The organism is Mordavella massiliensis (genome assembly GCF_016902415.1).
GTDB lineage: Bacteria > Bacillota > Clostridia > Lachnospirales > Lachnospiraceae > Merdimonas > Merdimonas faecigallinarum.
This window is the reverse complement of record NZ_JACJLV010000045.1, coordinates 1-16,055: the sequence shown is the minus strand read 5'-3', so window position 1 is coordinate 16,055 and position 16,055 is coordinate 1. Positions and strand designations below refer to the sequence as shown.

Annotated in this window: 14 protein-coding genes; 13 read left to right on the top strand and 1 reads right to left on the bottom strand. The window is 50.2% G+C overall.

The annotated features are described in order from the left end of the window. From H6A13_RS10975 to H6A13_RS10955, 5 genes are all read left to right on the top strand, one after another. On the top strand, positions 1-298 hold a 298-nt coding region (locus H6A13_RS10975; RefSeq protein ID WP_204909612.1), incomplete at its 5' end, for a cytosine permease. Between the two features lie 16 nt (positions 299-314). Continuing rightward, complete coding sequence (gene allB, locus H6A13_RS10970; protein ID WP_204909611.1) at positions 315-1,688, top strand: allantoinase AllB; 1,374 nt, start codon at positions 315-317, stop codon at positions 1,686-1,688. A 68-nt stretch (positions 1,689-1,756) separates the two neighbouring features. Further along, positions 1,757-3,124 (top strand): NCS1 family transporter, encoded by a 1,368-nt coding sequence (locus H6A13_RS10965; RefSeq protein ID WP_204909610.1) that lies wholly within the window; start codon positions 1,757-1,759, stop codon positions 3,122-3,124. Between the two features lie 8 nt (positions 3,125-3,132). Further along, positions 3,133-3,543 carry a PH domain-containing protein gene (locus H6A13_RS10960; RefSeq protein ID WP_204909609.1) on the top strand — a complete coding sequence of 137 codons (411 nt, stop codon included), beginning with the start codon at positions 3,133-3,135 and terminating at the stop codon, positions 3,541-3,543. A gap of 45 nt (positions 3,544-3,588) precedes the next feature. After that, a complete protein-coding gene (locus H6A13_RS10955; protein WP_204909608.1) occupies positions 3,589-3,933 on the top strand; it encodes a hypothetical protein in 345 nt (114 codons plus the stop codon). A 71-nt stretch (positions 3,934-4,004) separates the two neighbouring features. On the opposite strand, the gene H6A13_RS10950 is transcribed toward H6A13_RS10955, so the two are convergent. Then, positions 4,005-4,853, bottom strand: a complete 849-nt coding sequence (locus H6A13_RS10950) for an alpha/beta hydrolase (RefSeq protein ID WP_204909607.1) — start codon at positions 4,851-4,853, stop codon at positions 4,005-4,007. 216 nt (positions 4,854-5,069) lie between these two features. Here H6A13_RS10950 and allE point away from each other — a divergent pair, with 216 nt between their 5' ends. From allE to H6A13_RS10910, 8 genes are all read left to right on the top strand, one after another. Continuing rightward, positions 5,070-5,858, top strand: coding sequence for a (S)-ureidoglycine aminohydrolase (allE, locus tag H6A13_RS10945; RefSeq protein WP_204909606.1), 789 nt, complete (start codon positions 5,070-5,072; stop codon positions 5,856-5,858). A gap of 26 nt (positions 5,859-5,884) precedes the next feature. Beyond that, positions 5,885-6,937 (top strand): ureidoglycolate dehydrogenase, encoded by a 1,053-nt coding sequence (allD, locus tag H6A13_RS10940; RefSeq protein ID WP_204909605.1) that lies wholly within the window; start codon positions 5,885-5,887, stop codon positions 6,935-6,937. A 27-nt stretch (positions 6,938-6,964) separates the two neighbouring features. Further along, a complete protein-coding gene (locus H6A13_RS10935) occupies positions 6,965-9,970 on the top strand; it encodes a bifunctional FdrA/YlbE family protein (RefSeq protein WP_204909604.1) in 3,006 nt (1,001 codons plus the stop codon). A 21-nt stretch (positions 9,971-9,991) separates the two neighbouring features. After that, the gene (gene arcC / locus H6A13_RS10930; protein WP_204909603.1) at positions 9,992-10,930 is read left to right on the top strand and encodes a carbamate kinase; all 939 of its coding nucleotides are present in this window, start codon (positions 9,992-9,994) and stop codon (positions 10,928-10,930) included. 15 nt (positions 10,931-10,945) lie between these two features. Further along, positions 10,946-12,556: an L-lactate permease gene (locus H6A13_RS10925; RefSeq protein WP_070087898.1), complete on the top strand. Its 1,611-nt coding sequence runs from the start codon at positions 10,946-10,948 to the stop codon at positions 12,554-12,556. A gap of 29 nt (positions 12,557-12,585) precedes the next feature. Next, the gene (locus tag H6A13_RS10920) at positions 12,586-12,780 is read left to right on the top strand and encodes a hypothetical protein (protein ID WP_070087897.1); all 195 of its coding nucleotides are present in this window, start codon (positions 12,586-12,588) and stop codon (positions 12,778-12,780) included. Positions 12,781-12,817: 37 nt separating this feature from the next. After that, a complete protein-coding gene (locus tag H6A13_RS10915; protein WP_204909602.1) occupies positions 12,818-14,059 on the top strand; it encodes a M20 family metallo-hydrolase in 1,242 nt (413 codons plus the stop codon). A 140-nt stretch (positions 14,060-14,199) separates the two neighbouring features. Next, positions 14,200-15,897 carry a PucR family transcriptional regulator gene (locus H6A13_RS10910; protein WP_204909601.1) on the top strand — a complete coding sequence of 566 codons (1,698 nt, stop codon included), beginning with the start codon at positions 14,200-14,202 and terminating at the stop codon, positions 15,895-15,897. Positions 15,898-16,055: the final 158 nt, after the last annotated feature.

Here is a 16,055-nt window from a genome sequence, read left to right as displayed (position 1 = left end):
GATCTACACCGCATTCTTCGGACCGATCTTTGCGGTACTGATCACAGATTTCTTCATCTTACATAGAAGAAAATTCAGCGAAGCTGCTCTGAAGGATCTGTATGATCCCAAGGGAGATCACGCCGGAGTAAACTGGGCCGCATTTATCGCGATCGCGGTAGGCGCAGTGATCGGCCTGATCAATGTAGATATTTCCTTCTTTACAGCAACCATCCCGACAGGTCTGGTATTCTACTTCTGCATGAAGTACATGAAGTCCTGCGAGCGGTTCAGAAAGGGAACGACTTTAGAGAAATAGGAGGTATTTCTTTATTATGTATGATTTGTTGATTAAAAATGGTAAGATTGTAACTGCTGACGCGATTACAGAAGGCGGCGTTGCAGTAAAGGACGGCAAGATCGCCGCGGTTCTGGAAGCCGGAGTGGAGCCAGAGGCCGCAAAGGTGATCGACGCCGGCGGAAAGTATATCTTCCCGGGCGCGATCGATACACACGCACATCTGAATGATCCGGGGTATGAGTGGCGCGAGGACTATGAGCACGGCACAGCGGCCGCGGCTCTTGGCGGATATACTACCGTCATTGATATGCCTCTTCAGAATGAGCCCTGTATGACCAATGCGGAAACCTTTGATTTCAAAGAGAATAAGGTTTCTCCCAACGCATATGTGGACTACTGCTTCTGGGGCGGACTGACCAGCTATAACTTTGGAGACCTGAAGGATCTGGATGAAAAGGGCTGCGTATCCTTTAAGTCCTTTATCGGACCGGTTTCTCCGGACTATGAGTCTTTAAGCTACGGCCAGGCGCTGGAAGCGATGGACATTATCAAAGAGTTTGACGGACGTGCAGGCTTCCATTGTGAAGACTACTCCATCATCAAGAATCAGGAAAAGAGAATGAAAGAGGCCGGACGCAATGACTGGAAGGCTTATCTGGAGTCCCGTCCTGTAGTTGCGGAGATCGTGGCGACAGACGCGATCATTGAGCTTGCGAAGGCCACAGGATGCAAGGCTCATATCTGCCATGTATCCCATCCGGCGGTTGCAAAGAAGATCAAAGCCGCTCAGGATGAAGGCTATGATATCACGGCAGAGACCTGTACTCATTATCTGACCTTCACTGACGAAGATGTGATCAAGAACGGACCGCTCTTTAAATGCGCGCCCATCCTGCAGCCCAAAGAGGCGGTAGAGGAAATGTGGGAGTATGTTAAGGCAGGCGTATTCAGCGGAATCGCTTCCGACCACTCTCCCTGTTCTTATGACGAGAAATACAACGAGATCCTTGGCAACAAGATCGAGACAGTATTTGACGTATGGGGCGGATGCTCCGGCATTCAGAGCGGATTCCAGGCAGCGTTCAGCGAAGGCGTGGTAAAACGGGGCGTTTGCCCGACTGTTCTTGCTAACTCCATGTCCGTACAGCCTGCAAAGGCATTCGGCATCTATGGCAAGAAGGGCGATATCAAGCCAGGCTTTGACGCGGACCTTCTGATCGTGGATCCGGACAAGGAATGGGAGATCACCAGTGAGTCTCTGAAATATGTTAATAAGATCTCTGCTTTCGTCGGACTCAAAGGCAAAGGCCTTCCGGTATACACCATCGTAAGAGGCCAGGTTGTCGCAGAAGACGGCGAGATCGTAGGCGAGAAGGGCTACGGAAATCTGGTGAAGAAAATTAAATAGACCTGATAAAATACCCGCCGCCCCGGAAGGGATTGAAGGGGGCTGCGGATACAAGAAGGAGAGAGAAAATGGCTATTGTTGAAAACGTAAACATTAATCCGGAACTTGTGAAAAATGTGGATCAGGATCTGCAGCCTACCAAGAAGCGTATCATGGGATCGGTATCCTATGCGGCCAGCTTCATGGGCGGCTGTGTATCCATCGGAACCTTCTCCATGGGCGCGGGCCTGATCGGAGAACTGACCGTACTGCAGGCGGTAATCGCCATGACCATCGGCTGTCTGGTCATCGCTGTTGCACTGGCAATCATCGGAGAGTGCGGACATACTTATGGTATCCCGTTTACCGTACAGTTGAGAAGCAGCTTTGGTTTTACCGGCGTTAAGATCCCCGGCGTTCTTCGTGGACTTCCGGCCATCGTGTGGTTCGGTTATCAGAGCTGGGTCGGCGCAGGCGCCATCAACAGCTGTACCAGCATTCTGTTTGGATTTGACAATCTGCCGGTGGTATACGGATTATTTACCCTCGTGCAGGTACTGCTGGCGATCAAAGGATTTGAAGGAATCAAATGGATGGAGAACATTTCCTGTATCTTCATTCTCGTGATCCTTGCCTACATGCTGTATGTAGTAAACACCGAATTCTCCACAGAGATCGGAGACGTATTCTCCGGTATCGAAGGAACCTGGGGCATGCCGTTCTGGGCAGCGACCACATCCTTCCTGGGTATTTATTCTACCATGATCATCAATGCGTCCGACTACTCACGGAACGCAACCGATGACATCAAACCGGTGAAGGCTGCCAGCATTTACACCATCGCGATCCTGCCTGTAACACTGTTTATGGGTCTGATCGGCCTTCTGGTTACAGCCGCGACCGGAAACAGCGACCCGGTTGTTGTGTTCTCCACCACCATGGACAACACATTCCTGACCATCATGACCCTGCTGTTCATCGCATTTGCACAGGTAACGACAAACGTACTGAACAATATCGTTCCGCCGGCTTACGTGCTGATGGAGTCCTTCAAAGTAAAATGGACCTACGCAACCATTCTTGTTGGTGTGCTGTCCGTAGTTGTAATGCCCTGGAAGCTGGTTACCGCTGAATCTGCGGCAGGACTGAATCTTTTCACACAGTTCTACTCCGCATTCCTGGGACCGATCTTTGCGGTTATGGCAGTGGACTTCTACATCCTTCGGAAGAAGAAACTGGATCTGAACCGTATGTATGACAAGAACGGACCTTACAAAGGAATGAACTGGGCTGCTGTTATTGCAATCATCATCGGATCCATCTGCTCCCTGATCATCATGGAACTGTCCTGGTATGTGAGCCTGATCCCGACAGGAGTGGTATATTACTTCCTGATGAAGAAGATGAAGAGCGCGGAAGGATTCCGTGTGGGCACCATCTTTGAAGATGAGAAATAGGGAGACGTATGAGATTTAAAGGAAAAGTTGCAGTCTGGTGGTATCTGATCATTGCAGCTTTGAACGCCGTGCTGGTATGGATGATCGTGAAATACGGGCTTCATTATATCTCGTATTTTTACATCCTGCCGGCAGGCCTTCTGGACCTGTATCTGATACCGGTATGCTTTGCAAATTATGTTGAGATAGACAAAAAGAAATTATTCATACGCTTCGGGATCTCAAAAGAAGAGCTTTTGATCGAAGATATTACGGCTATGCACAGAGCCGACAGGCTCACGCTGTCTTACTGCGCCTCCACGGACGTGGTCCTTCTGGGAACCAGAAATAAGAAAAATGTGGTGGTATCGTTAAAAGACAATCAGGCCTTTATGGATGCGCTTCTGAAAGCGAACAAAAAGATCAAAAGATATATTTAGGCTTATGAAGAAAGTGTATTTGGAAGAAAGGAAGACAAAAGCGGCATGGGCATCATGGACACCAGATATCCGGCGTATATTGTAAAGACCGGGCGTGACGGAAGGCTGATCAATCAGCTGCGCCGCCTGGAACCGGACCGGAAGAAAGGAATCATCGTCCGGCAGGAGAGCGGGTTCGGTCTGTTTGGAGAGATCGAGCGGACGATCCGGCCAAAAGAGATCATCTGCCTGAAAAAAGGGCAGTCCAGCCGGTCAGGCATCTGCGCGGAGGATGATCTGTATATCTGCGTTATAGACGACGCGGACAAAGAAACGGTGTTTCGTTTTACCATGAATGTCCATTGGAGCGCAATGCGAAAATACCTGGAAAAATACATAAAGAGACACTAAAGAATAAGAAAGACTGACAGGAAAGCAGGTGATCAAGCTTTTCGGTCAGTCTTTTTTCATGATGCCAGAGGTTAAATATGTTTATCCAGGAAATCGATCGTGGCGTCCAGAAGCCTGGGAGTGAACTGGTTGTCTGCCTCCCGGTCGAAGTCGTGGACATTGCAGGCTGCGATGAAGGTCCTGGGATTGTAGCGGGTGATCAGTTCCCGGAATTCATCGAAGGGAACATCGGTATCGTTGGTGGCGTGGGCGGCGAACAGCGGACATGGCAGGCTCTGGCAGGTCCGCAGGGTGTAGTCCAGATAGAAGTATTTTTCCCGTCCTTCGTAGAGAAGGGAGAACCATTTGCCGGTCTGCCTTGCGTAGACGTAGATGCTGTAGTGGGTGTTAAGATCGCCGTTTGTCTCGTATCCGGAGGGCAGATGGCTTAAGCAGGAAGCGTCCACAGGAGGCAGGGTCTTATAATAGGCGCTGGGAGTCTGGAACCAGTGGTCGCAGAGGAAGCCGTATCCGTAATAAGACAGGATGCCCGCAGGCGGCGTCTCAAAGTAGCCGTAGGCAGCCGCGATCAGGCACAGGTAAGCGCCGGCGGAACGTCCCCAGAGAAAGTAGGGAAGCTTCTGCCCGCAGTAGTCCTCGGCGTGGTCAATATAGTGGTGGATGGAATCCCGCACATCATCCAGGATCATGGGAAGTTTTGCAGTCGGGGCCAGGGGATAATCATAGGCAATAATGACATATCCCGCCTCGGTCAGTTTTATCAGATGCCCTTCCGGCAGGTCCTCTTTGTGACCGTATAAAAGGCCTCCGCCATGGAAATACAGGATGCATGCTTTGGGGGTGATTTTTTGGTCATAATAGATAATAGCTGATTTATCATAGGATGCAGTTTCAATTGATATGGTTTTCTGCTCAAACATCAGGATACCTCCCTAAATATATACTATGCACAAAATCTATTATAACATAGACAAACGGAAAGGTGTGATGTGAAAAAATTAACATCAGGGGTGAAAGTGGATAAAAATAATTTCTATGTTTTGTCTAAAATATTGATTGAAAAAAAGCAGTTTCATTGTCATAATTAATAATAGAGTAAATGGTCGACCAGCCATAAGAAAAGGAGAGATTTTAGTATGAGTTATTTAAACAATCAGGTAGGCTATCGTGATGAACTTTTGATGACACGTTCTGTTGTGAAGAAAGAGAACTATGTTCTCCTTGAGCCAGACGGACTGGTAAAGAACGCAGTACCGGGATATGAGAACTGCGACGTAACGATCCTTGGATCTCCTTCCATGGGAGCAACCTTCGCGGATTATCTGGTAACTGCAAAAGCAGGTGGCAAGAACACCGGCATCGGCGGAGAAGGAATCGAGTCCTTCCTGTATGTGATCTCCGGTGAAGTTACCGTTAAAAATGATGATCAGGAAGCAACGCTCACAGAGGGCGGTTACATCTTCTCGCCTGAGAGCAATGCGATCACATTTGAGAACAAGAGCGGAGCAGACGCAAAACTGTATGTTTACAAGAGAAGATACGACCGTATCGAGGGCTACAGCGCGCACACAGTAGTGAACAATGTCAACGATATGGAGTGGGTAGAGTACGAAGGAATGAACAACTGCCATATCAAAGACCTTCTGCCGGCAGCAGGCGATTTCGGATTTGATATGAACATGCACATCCTGAAGTTCAAACTGGGCGCTTCCCACGGATACATCGAGACACACATCCAGGAGCACGGCATGTACTTCCTGTCCGGTAAAGGTATGTACAGACTGGATGACGAGTGGGTTCCGGTGAAGAAAGGCGACTATGTATTCCTGGATGCATACGTTCCGCAGGCCTGCTACGCAGTAGGACGTGAAGAAGATTTTGCTTATATTTATTCTAAAGACTGCAACAGAGACGTTCAGTTATAAAAAAGTGTAAAGGGTGGAAATTTGAAATGAAGCTTTCACATGACGAGTTAAAGAATTTGATGAAAAATAAGCTGATGAAAGCTGGTCTGAATGAGGATCACGCAGACATCGCGGCAGAAGTTATGACCTGGTCTGACGAGAGAGGATACCACTCTCACGGCGCGGTCCGCGTAGAATACTATGCAGAGCGTATCGCAAAAGGCGGTATCACTGCAAACCCGAAATTTGAATGGGAAGAGACCGGCCCCTGCTCCGGTGTGTTCGAAGGAGACAACGGATGCGGATATGCGGTTGCAAAATACGGCATGGACAAAGCCATCGAGATGGCAAAGAAGAACGGGATCGCTGTTGTGGGTATGAAAAATATGTCCCACAGCGGATCCATCGGATATTATACAGAGATGGCAGCAGAGCAGGGACTCCTTGCAATCTCCTTCTGCCAGTCTGACCCGATGGCAGTTCCGGTAGGCGGAACAGAGCCCTACTACGGAACCAACCCCATTTCCTTTGCTGCGCCGACAGCAGACGACAGAACCGTTGTCTTTGACATGGCTACTACTGTACAGGCATGGGGCAAGATCCTGGACAAGCGTTCCAGACATGAGAGCATCCCGGACAGCTGGGCAGTAGATGAGAAGGGCAATCCGGTCACAGACCCCAACCATGTAAATGCGCTGCTTCCGATCGCGGGGGCAAAGGGATATGGCCTGATGATGATGGTAGACGTATTCTCCGGTATCCTTCTTGGCGTACCGTTTGGAAAACATGTAAGCTCCATGTATCATGACCTTTCCAAGGGAAGAGAACTGGGACAGATGCACATCGTGATCGACCCGGCCCGTTTCGTGGGAGCAGAGGAATTCAAGAAAGCTATGTCTGCATCCATCGACGAACTGGGCGAGATGCCGACTGCTGAAGGATACGACAAAGTTTACTATCCGGGCGAGCGTGCAATGCTGAGAAAAGAAAAAGCATATGCGACCGGCGGCGTGGAGATCGTAGATGAGATCTATGAGTATCTGAAGAGCGATGATATTCATTTTGACCGCTACGACCATAAGAATCGTTTCGCTGAATAGATCAGGAAGACTCAGGAAGGAGAACCTATGTTAAAAACAGTTGTGAAAAAGGGCAGCTATCATGATTCTGTTGTTCTGATGCTTCTGACCAACCAGATCTCTACGATCGAGGGTGTTAAGAAAGTATCCATCATGATGGCAACACCGGCAAATAAAGATATTTACAGACAGAGCGGGCTGGCTACTGAAGAACTGGAGGCCGCATCTGCAAACGATCTGGTTATCGTTGCGGATGTGGATGACGACAGCCTTCTTGACACCATCGAAGCTGAGATGGAAGAGTTCTTTAAGAAGCAGTCTACCGAAAGCGCTGAGAAGAAAGGCGCAGAGAGCGTAAAATCATGGGAGAAGGCTCTCGCAAAACAGCCGGATGCGAATCTGGCAGTGATCTCTATCCCGGGCGCATATGCGGCTCTGGAAGCAGACCGCGCGCTGGACGAGGGATTAAATGTATTTATGTTCAGCGATAACGTAACGCTGGAGGACGAAGTAAAACTGAAAAACAAAGCACACGAAAAAGGACTGGCCGTTATGGGACCGGACTGCGGTACCGGCATCATCCAGAGTGTGCCGATCGCATTTACCAATAATGTGGCTCCGGGCTCTATCGGAATCATCGGGGCTTCCGGTACGGGTATCCAGGAACTGACAACGATCATCGACAGACTGGGCGAAGGCGTGACCAACGCCATTGGAATCGGCGGACGTGACCTGAATGCGGCTGTTGGCGGAATTACCATGATGGACATGATCGACGCAATGGAAGACGACGACGCAGTGAAGGTACTGGTGATCGTTTCCAAGCCGCCGGCAAAAGAAGTACGGGATAAGATCGCGGCCCGCTTAAGCAATTTCAGCAAACCGATCGTAACCCTGTTCGTCGGCGAAAAGCCGGAATATCATGAGGAGAACTTCTATCATGCCTATACACTGGACGAGGCTGCGCGCCTGGCAGTGGGCCTGGTAAGAGGCGAAGAGATCCCGGAGGCTTCCGTAGAAGTAGACGAGTCTTCCTTCTACAAGGCAGAAGACAAGAAGACCATCAAGGCATATTATTCAGGTGGTACACTGGCAAATGAGGCGGCTATGCTGATCAAAGACGCCATGGATGTAAAAGTTCCGCCGGAAGATATCGAAGGCTACATGCTGCAGCTGGACGGCAACGTGGTTGTGGACCTGGGCGATGACGCTTATACACAGGGCAAACCGCACCCGATGATCGATCCCGCAAAACGAATCGAGTGTATGCAGGAAGCAGTAGACGATGAGTCTACAGGAGCTGTTCTCTTTGACATTATGTTAGGATACGGCTCACACGCAGACATGGCAGGCGCTCTGCTTCCGACCATCAAGGAACTGATGGCAAAGGCAGAGGGACAGGGAAGAAAGGTATTCTTTGTCGCTACCGTCTGCGGAACCAGAAGAGACTTCCAGGGATACGATGACGCTGTCAACAAATTAAAAGAAGCAGGCGTGATCGTATGTGAAAATAATAAACTGGCATGCCGCACCGCGATCCGTGCGATCGGCAGAGACTTTAACGAGCCTGCAAAGGAGATCCGCCCGAAACAGGTGGTAGATTTCCCGAAGGCTGCTCCGTCCGAGAAGCTTCGTCAGCTCTTAAGCGAGAAGCCGAAGATCATCAACATCGGTCTGAAGAGCTTTGCAGAAGTGGTAGAGCAGTTTGGCTGCGAGGTGGTTCAGTATGACTGGATGCCGCCGGCAGGTGGAGATGTGAAGCTGATCAAGGTTCTGAATTTCCTGAGAAATTATGAGGGAATTGATGAGAAGAACCAGGAAGTGATCGCAAAGGTGGTTGCAAGCCAGCCGATCTTAAGAGACAATGTCCGTGCAAAAGAAGTCATTCCGGAACTCAATGAAGGAAAAGTCATCCTTCACGCAGGTCCTCCGGTAGAGTACAAGAACATGCCGGATCCGATGCAGGGCTCCTGTGTAGGCGCAGTCCTTTTCGAGGAATGGGCAGACAATGAAGCAGACGCAAGAAAGATGCTGGAGAACGGCGAGATCAAGTTCATCCCCTGCCACCATGTCAATGCGGTAGGACCGATGGGCGGTATCACTTCTCCGAATATGGCAGTCTTTGTCGTAGAAAATGTAACCGGCGGAAACCGTGCTTACTGTACCATGAACGAAGGTATCGGAAAAGTACTCCGTTTCGGTGCATATTCTGAAGAAGTTATCGATCGTCTGCGCTGGATGAGAGACGTTCTTGGACCGACACTTGGCAAAGCCCTTCGCTCTATGGAGAACGGACTTGCCATCAACCCGCTGATCGCCAAGGCAGTTGCCATGGGCGATGAGTTCCATCAGAGAAATATCGCAGCTTCTCTTGCATTCTTAAAAGAGATGGCTCCGATCATCACCAAGATGGATATGGACGAAAAAGACCGTTACGACGTGATCAAGTTCCTGGCTGATACCGATCAGTTCTTCTTAAATATCATGATGGCTACCGGCAAGGCAGTAATGGACGACGCACGTACCGGAACCGATGGAACCGTTGTAACTGCTATGTGCAGAAATGGTTATGAGTTCGGTATCCGTATCGCAGGTATGGGCGACGAGTGGTTCACAGGTCCTGTTAATACTCCGCAGGGACTTTACTTTACCGGATATGACGGCGAGGATGCCTGCCCGGATATGGGCGACAGCGCCATCACAGAGACCTTCGGCGTCGGCGGTATGGCTATGATCGCGGCTCCGGCTGTTACCAGATTCGTAGGAGCAGGCGGATACGAAGATGCACTTCGCACCAGCAACGAGATGATGGAGATCGTCATCGACAGAAACCCGAACTTCACGGTTCCGACCTGGAACTTCCAGGGAATCTGCCTTGGCATCGACGCAAGAAAAGTGGTAGAGAAAGGCATCACGCCTGTGATCAATACCGGTATCGCGCACAAGATCGCCGGATACGGACAGATAGGCGCAGGTACGGTTCATCCTCCGATCGAGTGCTTCGAGAAAGCGATCACAGCATACGCAAAGAAGCTTGGCTACGATCCCGAATAGAGAGTGACGGAGGACAAGGTTATGGAAAAAAAGAAAGTTGTCATTGCATTAGGCGGAAATGCTCTGGGAAATAATATCCAGGAGCAGAAAGAGGCGGTAGCAAAGACAGCGCAGGTGATCGTCGACCTGGCAGCCCAGGGTCTGGAGCTTGTGGTAACCCACGGCAACGGCCCCCAGGTGGGCATGATCCAGAAAGCGATGGACGAGCTGGCTACCAATTATACCGATAATTATATGGAGACTCCGCTTCCTACCTGTGTGGCCATGAGCCAGGGATATATCGGTATCGATCTGCAGAATGCGATCAAATATGAATTACACCGCAGAGGGATGGACGTAAAAGTTTCTACGATCCTGTCCCAGGTAGAGGTGGACAAAAACGACGAAGCTTTCAGGAATCCGACCAAACCCATCGGACGGTTCCTGACCGAGGAAGAGGCAAAGAGAAACCAGGAGAACGGCATCCCCTGCATGGAAGACGCAGGCAGAGGATACCGCGTGGTGGTTGCCTCCCCGATGCCAAAGAAGATCCGGGAGCTTCTGACCATTAAGACGCTGGTGGACGCGGGACATATCGTGATCACCTGCGGAGGCGGGGGCATCCCCGTTGTAGATGAGGACGGAAAATTATCCGGCGTCAATGCAGTCATTGACAAGGATAATGCCAGCAGCCTGCTGGCCGCCGAACTTGGCGCGGATTACCTCATCATACTGACAGCCGTGGAGAAGGTGGCAATTAACTTCGGAAAAGAAAACCAGGAATGGTTAAGTGATCTTACCGTTGACCAGGCGAAAGAATACATCGCACAGGAACAGTTTGCCAAAGGCTCCATGCTTCCGAAGATCGAAGCAGCGATCCGCTTCGCAGAGTCGGGAGAAGGAAGACGTACACTGATCACCCTTCTCGACAAAGCTGCGGCCGGAATCGCCGGCGAGACCGGAACGGTAATACACAAGTAGTTTAGGAGAGAGAAAATGAACGTACCAACAAATCTGTTTATGTGGATAATGGCCTGTCTGCCAATTATCGTACTATTACTCCTTTTGATCAAGTTCCAATGGGGCGCCACTGAGGCCGCCCCTATTGGACTTTTAATCACGATCATTACGGCGGTGGCTTTTTATAAGGCGGACTTTACCCTGCTGGCGTCCGAGACGGCCAAGGGGATCTGGAGCGCGCTTCCGATCCTTTTGATCGTCTGGACGGCCATCCTTTTGTACCAGGTGGCGGATGAAGCCAAAGCCTTTCTGGTGATCCGGAACGGCATGCGAAAGCTCCTTCCCAATGAGCTTTTGCTGGTGCTGGCTCTTGGCTGGATCCTGGAAAGTTTCCTGCAGGGCATTACCGGATTTGGAGTACCGGTGGCTGTAGGCGCCCCGCTTCTGATCGGGATCGGCATGCACCCCATGTGGGCGGTGATCCTGCCTCTTTTGGGACAGTCCTGGGGTAATACATTCGGAACACTGGCGGCGGCATGGGATTCCCTTGCTTCTACCTCCGGCCTGACAACAGGAAGCCCGGAATATTTTGCGGCGGCTCTTTGGGCCAGCGCTTTCCTGTTTGTATGGGACGTAATTACCGGCCTTATCATGTGCTGGTTCTACGGAAAAGGCGCGGGCGTGAAGAAAGGTCTTCCTGCAGTGCTGATCCTTGCAGTGATCCAGGGCGGCGGAGAACTTCTGTTAAGCCAGGTAAACACCACGCTTTCCTGCTTTATCCCGTCCTGCGTATCCCTGGTGGCATTATTCCTGATCGGAAGAATGAAGATGTACCGCGAGGAGTGGAAACTGGAAGACAGCCCGATCATGAACCGGGCCGGAACCACTGCCAAAGAAGAAGAAGGCCCCTCCGATATGTCCCTTCTCCAGGCATTTGTTCCGTATTTTATCCTGACAGCCCTGACCATTATTGTCCTGGTGGTAAAACCCATTAATGAGTTCCTGGGACAGTTCTCCATTGGGTTTTCCTTTGCGGAGACCTCCACAGGCTACGGATTTGTCAATCAGGCAGTGGAGAGCTTTTCTCCGCTGGTTCCGTTTACCCACGCCAGCATGTTCCTGTTCCTGTCCTCCATCGTCGGCCTCATTTATTACGGCAGTCATGGATGGATCAAAAAGGGCGGCACAGGACGCGTGTTTGCAAAATCAGTGGCAATGACCATGCCGTCAGGTATTGCGGTCATCGGACTGGTGATCATGTCCAGGATCATGGGCGGCACCGGTCAGACGGACGTCCTGGCGGACGGGATCTCCCGCGTGCTGGGCAAGGCCTATGCGATCCTGTCACCGGTAGTGGGACTGATCGGAACATTTATGACAGCCAGCAATATGTCCTCGAATATCCTCTTTGGCGCGTTCCAGTCTACGACTGCAGGACTTCTGGGACTGAATGAGGCAGCGGTTCTGGGAGCGCAGACCGCAGGCGGCGCCATCGGCGCGGCTATCAGCCCCAGCAAGATCATTCTGGGAACCACGACTGCAGGTATCCTGGGAAGAGAAGGCGAGGTACTGAAAAAACTGATGCCTATCGCCATTGGAACCACGATCGTGATCGGACTGGTGGTATTTGCCACTGCGGTATTATAGGAATGGCAGGATAAGAGGAGGTAAAAGCGATGAAAAACAGTTTTTTTAAAACAAAAGAAGGCGGACTTACGATCGCATTCATCATCATCATGATATCCTTCTTCCTGATCCAGGGAGGACTTGCCGCAGGCATGAATGCGCTGGCATACCTGGGATTTATCCTGGTGATCGTTTCTATGTTATATTCACCGGTCAAGGTGTTTATCATAGACAGAAAAAAATAAGAAGGCTTCCCTGAAGGAAGGGAAAGGAAGGTGGCGTATGGGAATTGAAGATGTAACAGGAAGAATTGCAAGAGATCTGGAGCACTTAAAACAGTATACAGCGACTCCGGGCAACGGCTGTACAAGACTGCCGTTTACCAAGGAGGCAAGAGACGCTGTAAACTATCTGAAGGAACTGATGACAGAAGCAGGTCTGGAAGTTACGGAAGATGCGGCAGGCAATGTGATCGGAACTCTCAAAGGAGAAGATCCGGACGCTCCCTGTGTTATGATGGGATCTCACTATGATTCTGTTGTAAACGGCGGAGACTATGACGGTATCGCCGGTGTGATCTGTGCCATTGAAGTGGCAAGAATCTTAAAAGAAGAAGGATTCGTTCCGAAGAGAAACTTTGTTGTGGTTGGCTTCTGCGACGAGGAAGGTATGCGTTTCGGAACCGGATATTTCGGATCCGGAGCAATGCTGGGACACAGAGACGTAGAGTACACCAAAAAATTTGCTGATACCGACGGTGTGACCATTTATGACGCTATGAAAGGCTATGGCCTGGATCCGGAAAAGATCGGCGAGGCGGCATGGAAGGAAGGCTCCATCGGACAGTTCCTGGAAGCACACATCGAGCAGGGACCGGTTCTGGACGCAGAAGGCACAGAACTTGGTCTGGTAGAAGGTATCGTTGGAATCCAGAGATACATGGTAACCGTTCACGGAAGAGCGGACCATGCGGGAACCACACCGATGGATATGAGAATGGACGCGGTAGACGCAGCTACAAAAGTAATCTCCAAGATTGCCGACTGGGCAAGAGAGAAAGCGGATGGAACCGTTTCTACAGTAGGTTATATCAACACCGTTCCCGGCGGAATGAACATCGTGGCAGAGAAAGTGGAATTTACCGTTGATATCCGTTCCATGAACAACGACAACATCAATGATATCACCAACCGGATCCGCAAGGCTCTGGATAAAGAAGTGGCAGAGTACGGCGGAAGCTATGAGATGGACAACAAGCTGACCATCACACCGGTACACCTGTCCTCCGAGATGCTGGACTTCATGGAGGCAGACTGCAAGGAGAGAGGTTATACATACCGCAGAATGCCAAGTGGAGCCGGACACGACTCCCTGGAGATCGGACAGAGCATTCCTACCGTTATGATCTTTACCCCGAGTAAAGAAGGCAGAAGCCACTGCCCGGTAGAGTTTACCAAATACAGTGAGTTTGCCAAGGCGTCTGTGATCATGAAGGATCTTGCGAAGCACTATCTGGAGAAATAAAACGGACCGGATCTGACGCCGGATTCCGGGAATCGGCGTTACATGAGACACAGCTGGAGCGGTCGTACGGTTTTGCACTGTACGGCCGCACGTTTTTTATGTTATAATGGACAAGTAATCGGTAAGGGAGTTTTAGAAAAATGGCGGTGAGACAAAGAATGGCGTTGTATGTAAAAGACCTGTTAAAGGAAGAAGCGATCAACGGAGCACGGCTGATCAGCGGAGAAGAAGGACTTGATAATGAGATCAAAGGCGTAACCATCATAGAAGCTCCGGACATTGTAAAGTGGATCAACGGAGGCGAGGTGCTTCTGACGGGTCTTTATGCCTTTCGCTCCTGCACGATAGAAGAGTTTCAAAGCTATATCGACGAGCTGGAAAATAAAAAAATCAGCGCCCTGATCCTGAAGCGGGGCAAGCCGGTAGAAGGAGCGGAGGAAAAGATCGGATATCTGCTGGAATTTTCCAGAAAACATCAGATTCCGGTGCTGGAGATGCCTTTTGAGATTTCCTTCCGGGATGTGATGAGCTGGCTGATGGAGCGGCTCTTTAACGAAGAAGTTACCCAGCTGAAGTATTTTAAGACGACTCACGACAACTTCTCGGCCCTGGTGCTGAAGTCGGAGAATGTAGACGTGGTGATCGACCATATTCTGGAGGTGCTGGCCAAGCTGATCGGCAATCCCGTAGCTGCCTTTAACCGGCAGCTTAACTGCATCGGAGCTTCTGACGGGGCAGACAGGGAGGCTGAGATCTTAAGGGAGGCAAGACCCTATCAGCCGGATATTTACTCGAATTATGAATATCTGATCCAAAAAAGCGGGGACGGGGACAAAGACCAGTATATCATCAAAGTCAAGCTGAATCTTAGGGAACGGCTGTATCTTGTGATCACGGAGCAGAACCGGCCCCTGGACGTGATGGACTGCATCGCTGCGGAAAGCGCGATCTGGGCCCTGCAGTTTGAACTGGTGCGCCAGTATTCGGTGGCGGAACTGGAAAAGAAGTTCCAGAACGATATTATGCACAATATATTGAACGGAAAGATTGATTCTGTCTCAGAACTGCAGAAAAACACCAGCCTTTTGGGCGTGCCTGTCAACGGTTGTTTCCGGGTGATCGTTTTTGGATTAAAGGGAGACGAAAGAGAGAAAAAGGACTTTAAGTCCAAGATCAGCGAGATGAATCTTCTAAGCGACGCTATCGCCTGTCAGGCAGGAAATGTGAAGATCTACAATGATCTGGATCGGATCGTGGTGATCAAAGAAGTTCCAAGAGAGCAGACACAGGAGGAGTACCGGGCAGAGATCCGCGCCGTGGTAGAGGAAGTGCAGGCTTATGTGAGCCGCTCGCACAAAGAGATGCAGGTAAAAGCCGGTGTGGGAAAAGTGGTGGAAGGGATCATCAACCTGCCGGAAAGTTTTAAAGAGGCAACGGAAGCCTTCACATTTGTGGATATTGCCGGGGAGATCTCAGAAGACGGTAATACCCAGGTGACGCTGTTTTCCGATCTTGGCATTTTCAAGCTTCTGTGCCAGCTGGACGATCCGGAACAGCTGCTGGAGTATGTGCCGGAAGGGCTGCAAAAGCTGTATAACTACAAGAAGCCGCAAAGAGACGATCTTCTGGTTACTTTAAAGACCTACCTGGACAGGAACCAGAATCTGTCTAAGACGGCTCAGGATCTGTATGTACATTATAAGACAGCTTCTTACCGGATTGAAAAGATTGAAAAGATCACAGGCGTGGACTTCAGCAATGCCAATGAAGTGCTGGCCTTCCGGATCGGTCTTGTGGTCTACAAGATGATTGAGAAGTATAACCGGGATTTTATATAGGAGCCCTGGAAGCTGGCGCGAAGGCAGCGCTTTGCTTTCCGGATCCTGATATCCCGCAGAAACACGTATAAATATGAATGAGAAAGATAATTTATCCAGAATAGATAAATTGTCTTTCTTTTTTTTATCTCCATCCGCCGATGCGGATTGTTAAATTA

Excerpts from the sequence above, each read along its gene's own strand:
- H6A13_RS10910 (WP_204909601.1), top strand. The coding sequence starts at position 14,200 with ATGGCGGTGAGACAAAGAATGGCGTTGTATGTAAAAGACCTGTTAAAG.
- arcC (WP_204909603.1), top strand. The coding sequence starts at position 9,992 with ATGGAAAAAAAGAAAGTTGTCATTGCATTAGGCGGAAATGCTCTGGGA.
- H6A13_RS10960 (WP_204909609.1), top strand. The coding sequence starts at position 3,133 with ATGAGATTTAAAGGAAAAGTTGCAGTCTGGTGGTATCTGATCATTGCA.
- allE (WP_204909606.1), top strand. The coding sequence starts at position 5,070 with ATGAGTTATTTAAACAATCAGGTAGGCTATCGTGATGAACTTTTGATG.
- H6A13_RS10925 (WP_070087898.1), top strand. The coding sequence starts at position 10,946 with ATGAACGTACCAACAAATCTGTTTATGTGGATAATGGCCTGTCTGCCA.
- allD (WP_204909605.1), top strand. The coding sequence starts at position 5,885 with ATGAAGCTTTCACATGACGAGTTAAAGAATTTGATGAAAAATAAGCTG.
- H6A13_RS10965 (WP_204909610.1), top strand. The coding sequence starts at position 1,757 with ATGGCTATTGTTGAAAACGTAAACATTAATCCGGAACTTGTGAAAAAT.
- H6A13_RS10955 (WP_204909608.1), top strand. The coding sequence starts at position 3,589 with ATGGGCATCATGGACACCAGATATCCGGCGTATATTGTAAAGACCGGG.
- allB (WP_204909611.1), top strand. The coding sequence starts at position 315 with ATGTATGATTTGTTGATTAAAAATGGTAAGATTGTAACTGCTGACGCG.
- H6A13_RS10920 (WP_070087897.1), top strand. The coding sequence starts at position 12,586 with ATGAAAAACAGTTTTTTTAAAACAAAAGAAGGCGGACTTACGATCGCA.
- H6A13_RS10915 (WP_204909602.1), top strand. The coding sequence starts at position 12,818 with ATGGGAATTGAAGATGTAACAGGAAGAATTGCAAGAGATCTGGAGCAC.
- H6A13_RS10935 (WP_204909604.1), top strand. The coding sequence starts at position 6,965 with ATGTTAAAAACAGTTGTGAAAAAGGGCAGCTATCATGATTCTGTTGTT.
- H6A13_RS10950 (WP_204909607.1), bottom strand. The coding sequence starts at position 4,853 with ATGTTTGAGCAGAAAACCATATCAATTGAAACTGCATCCTATGATAAA.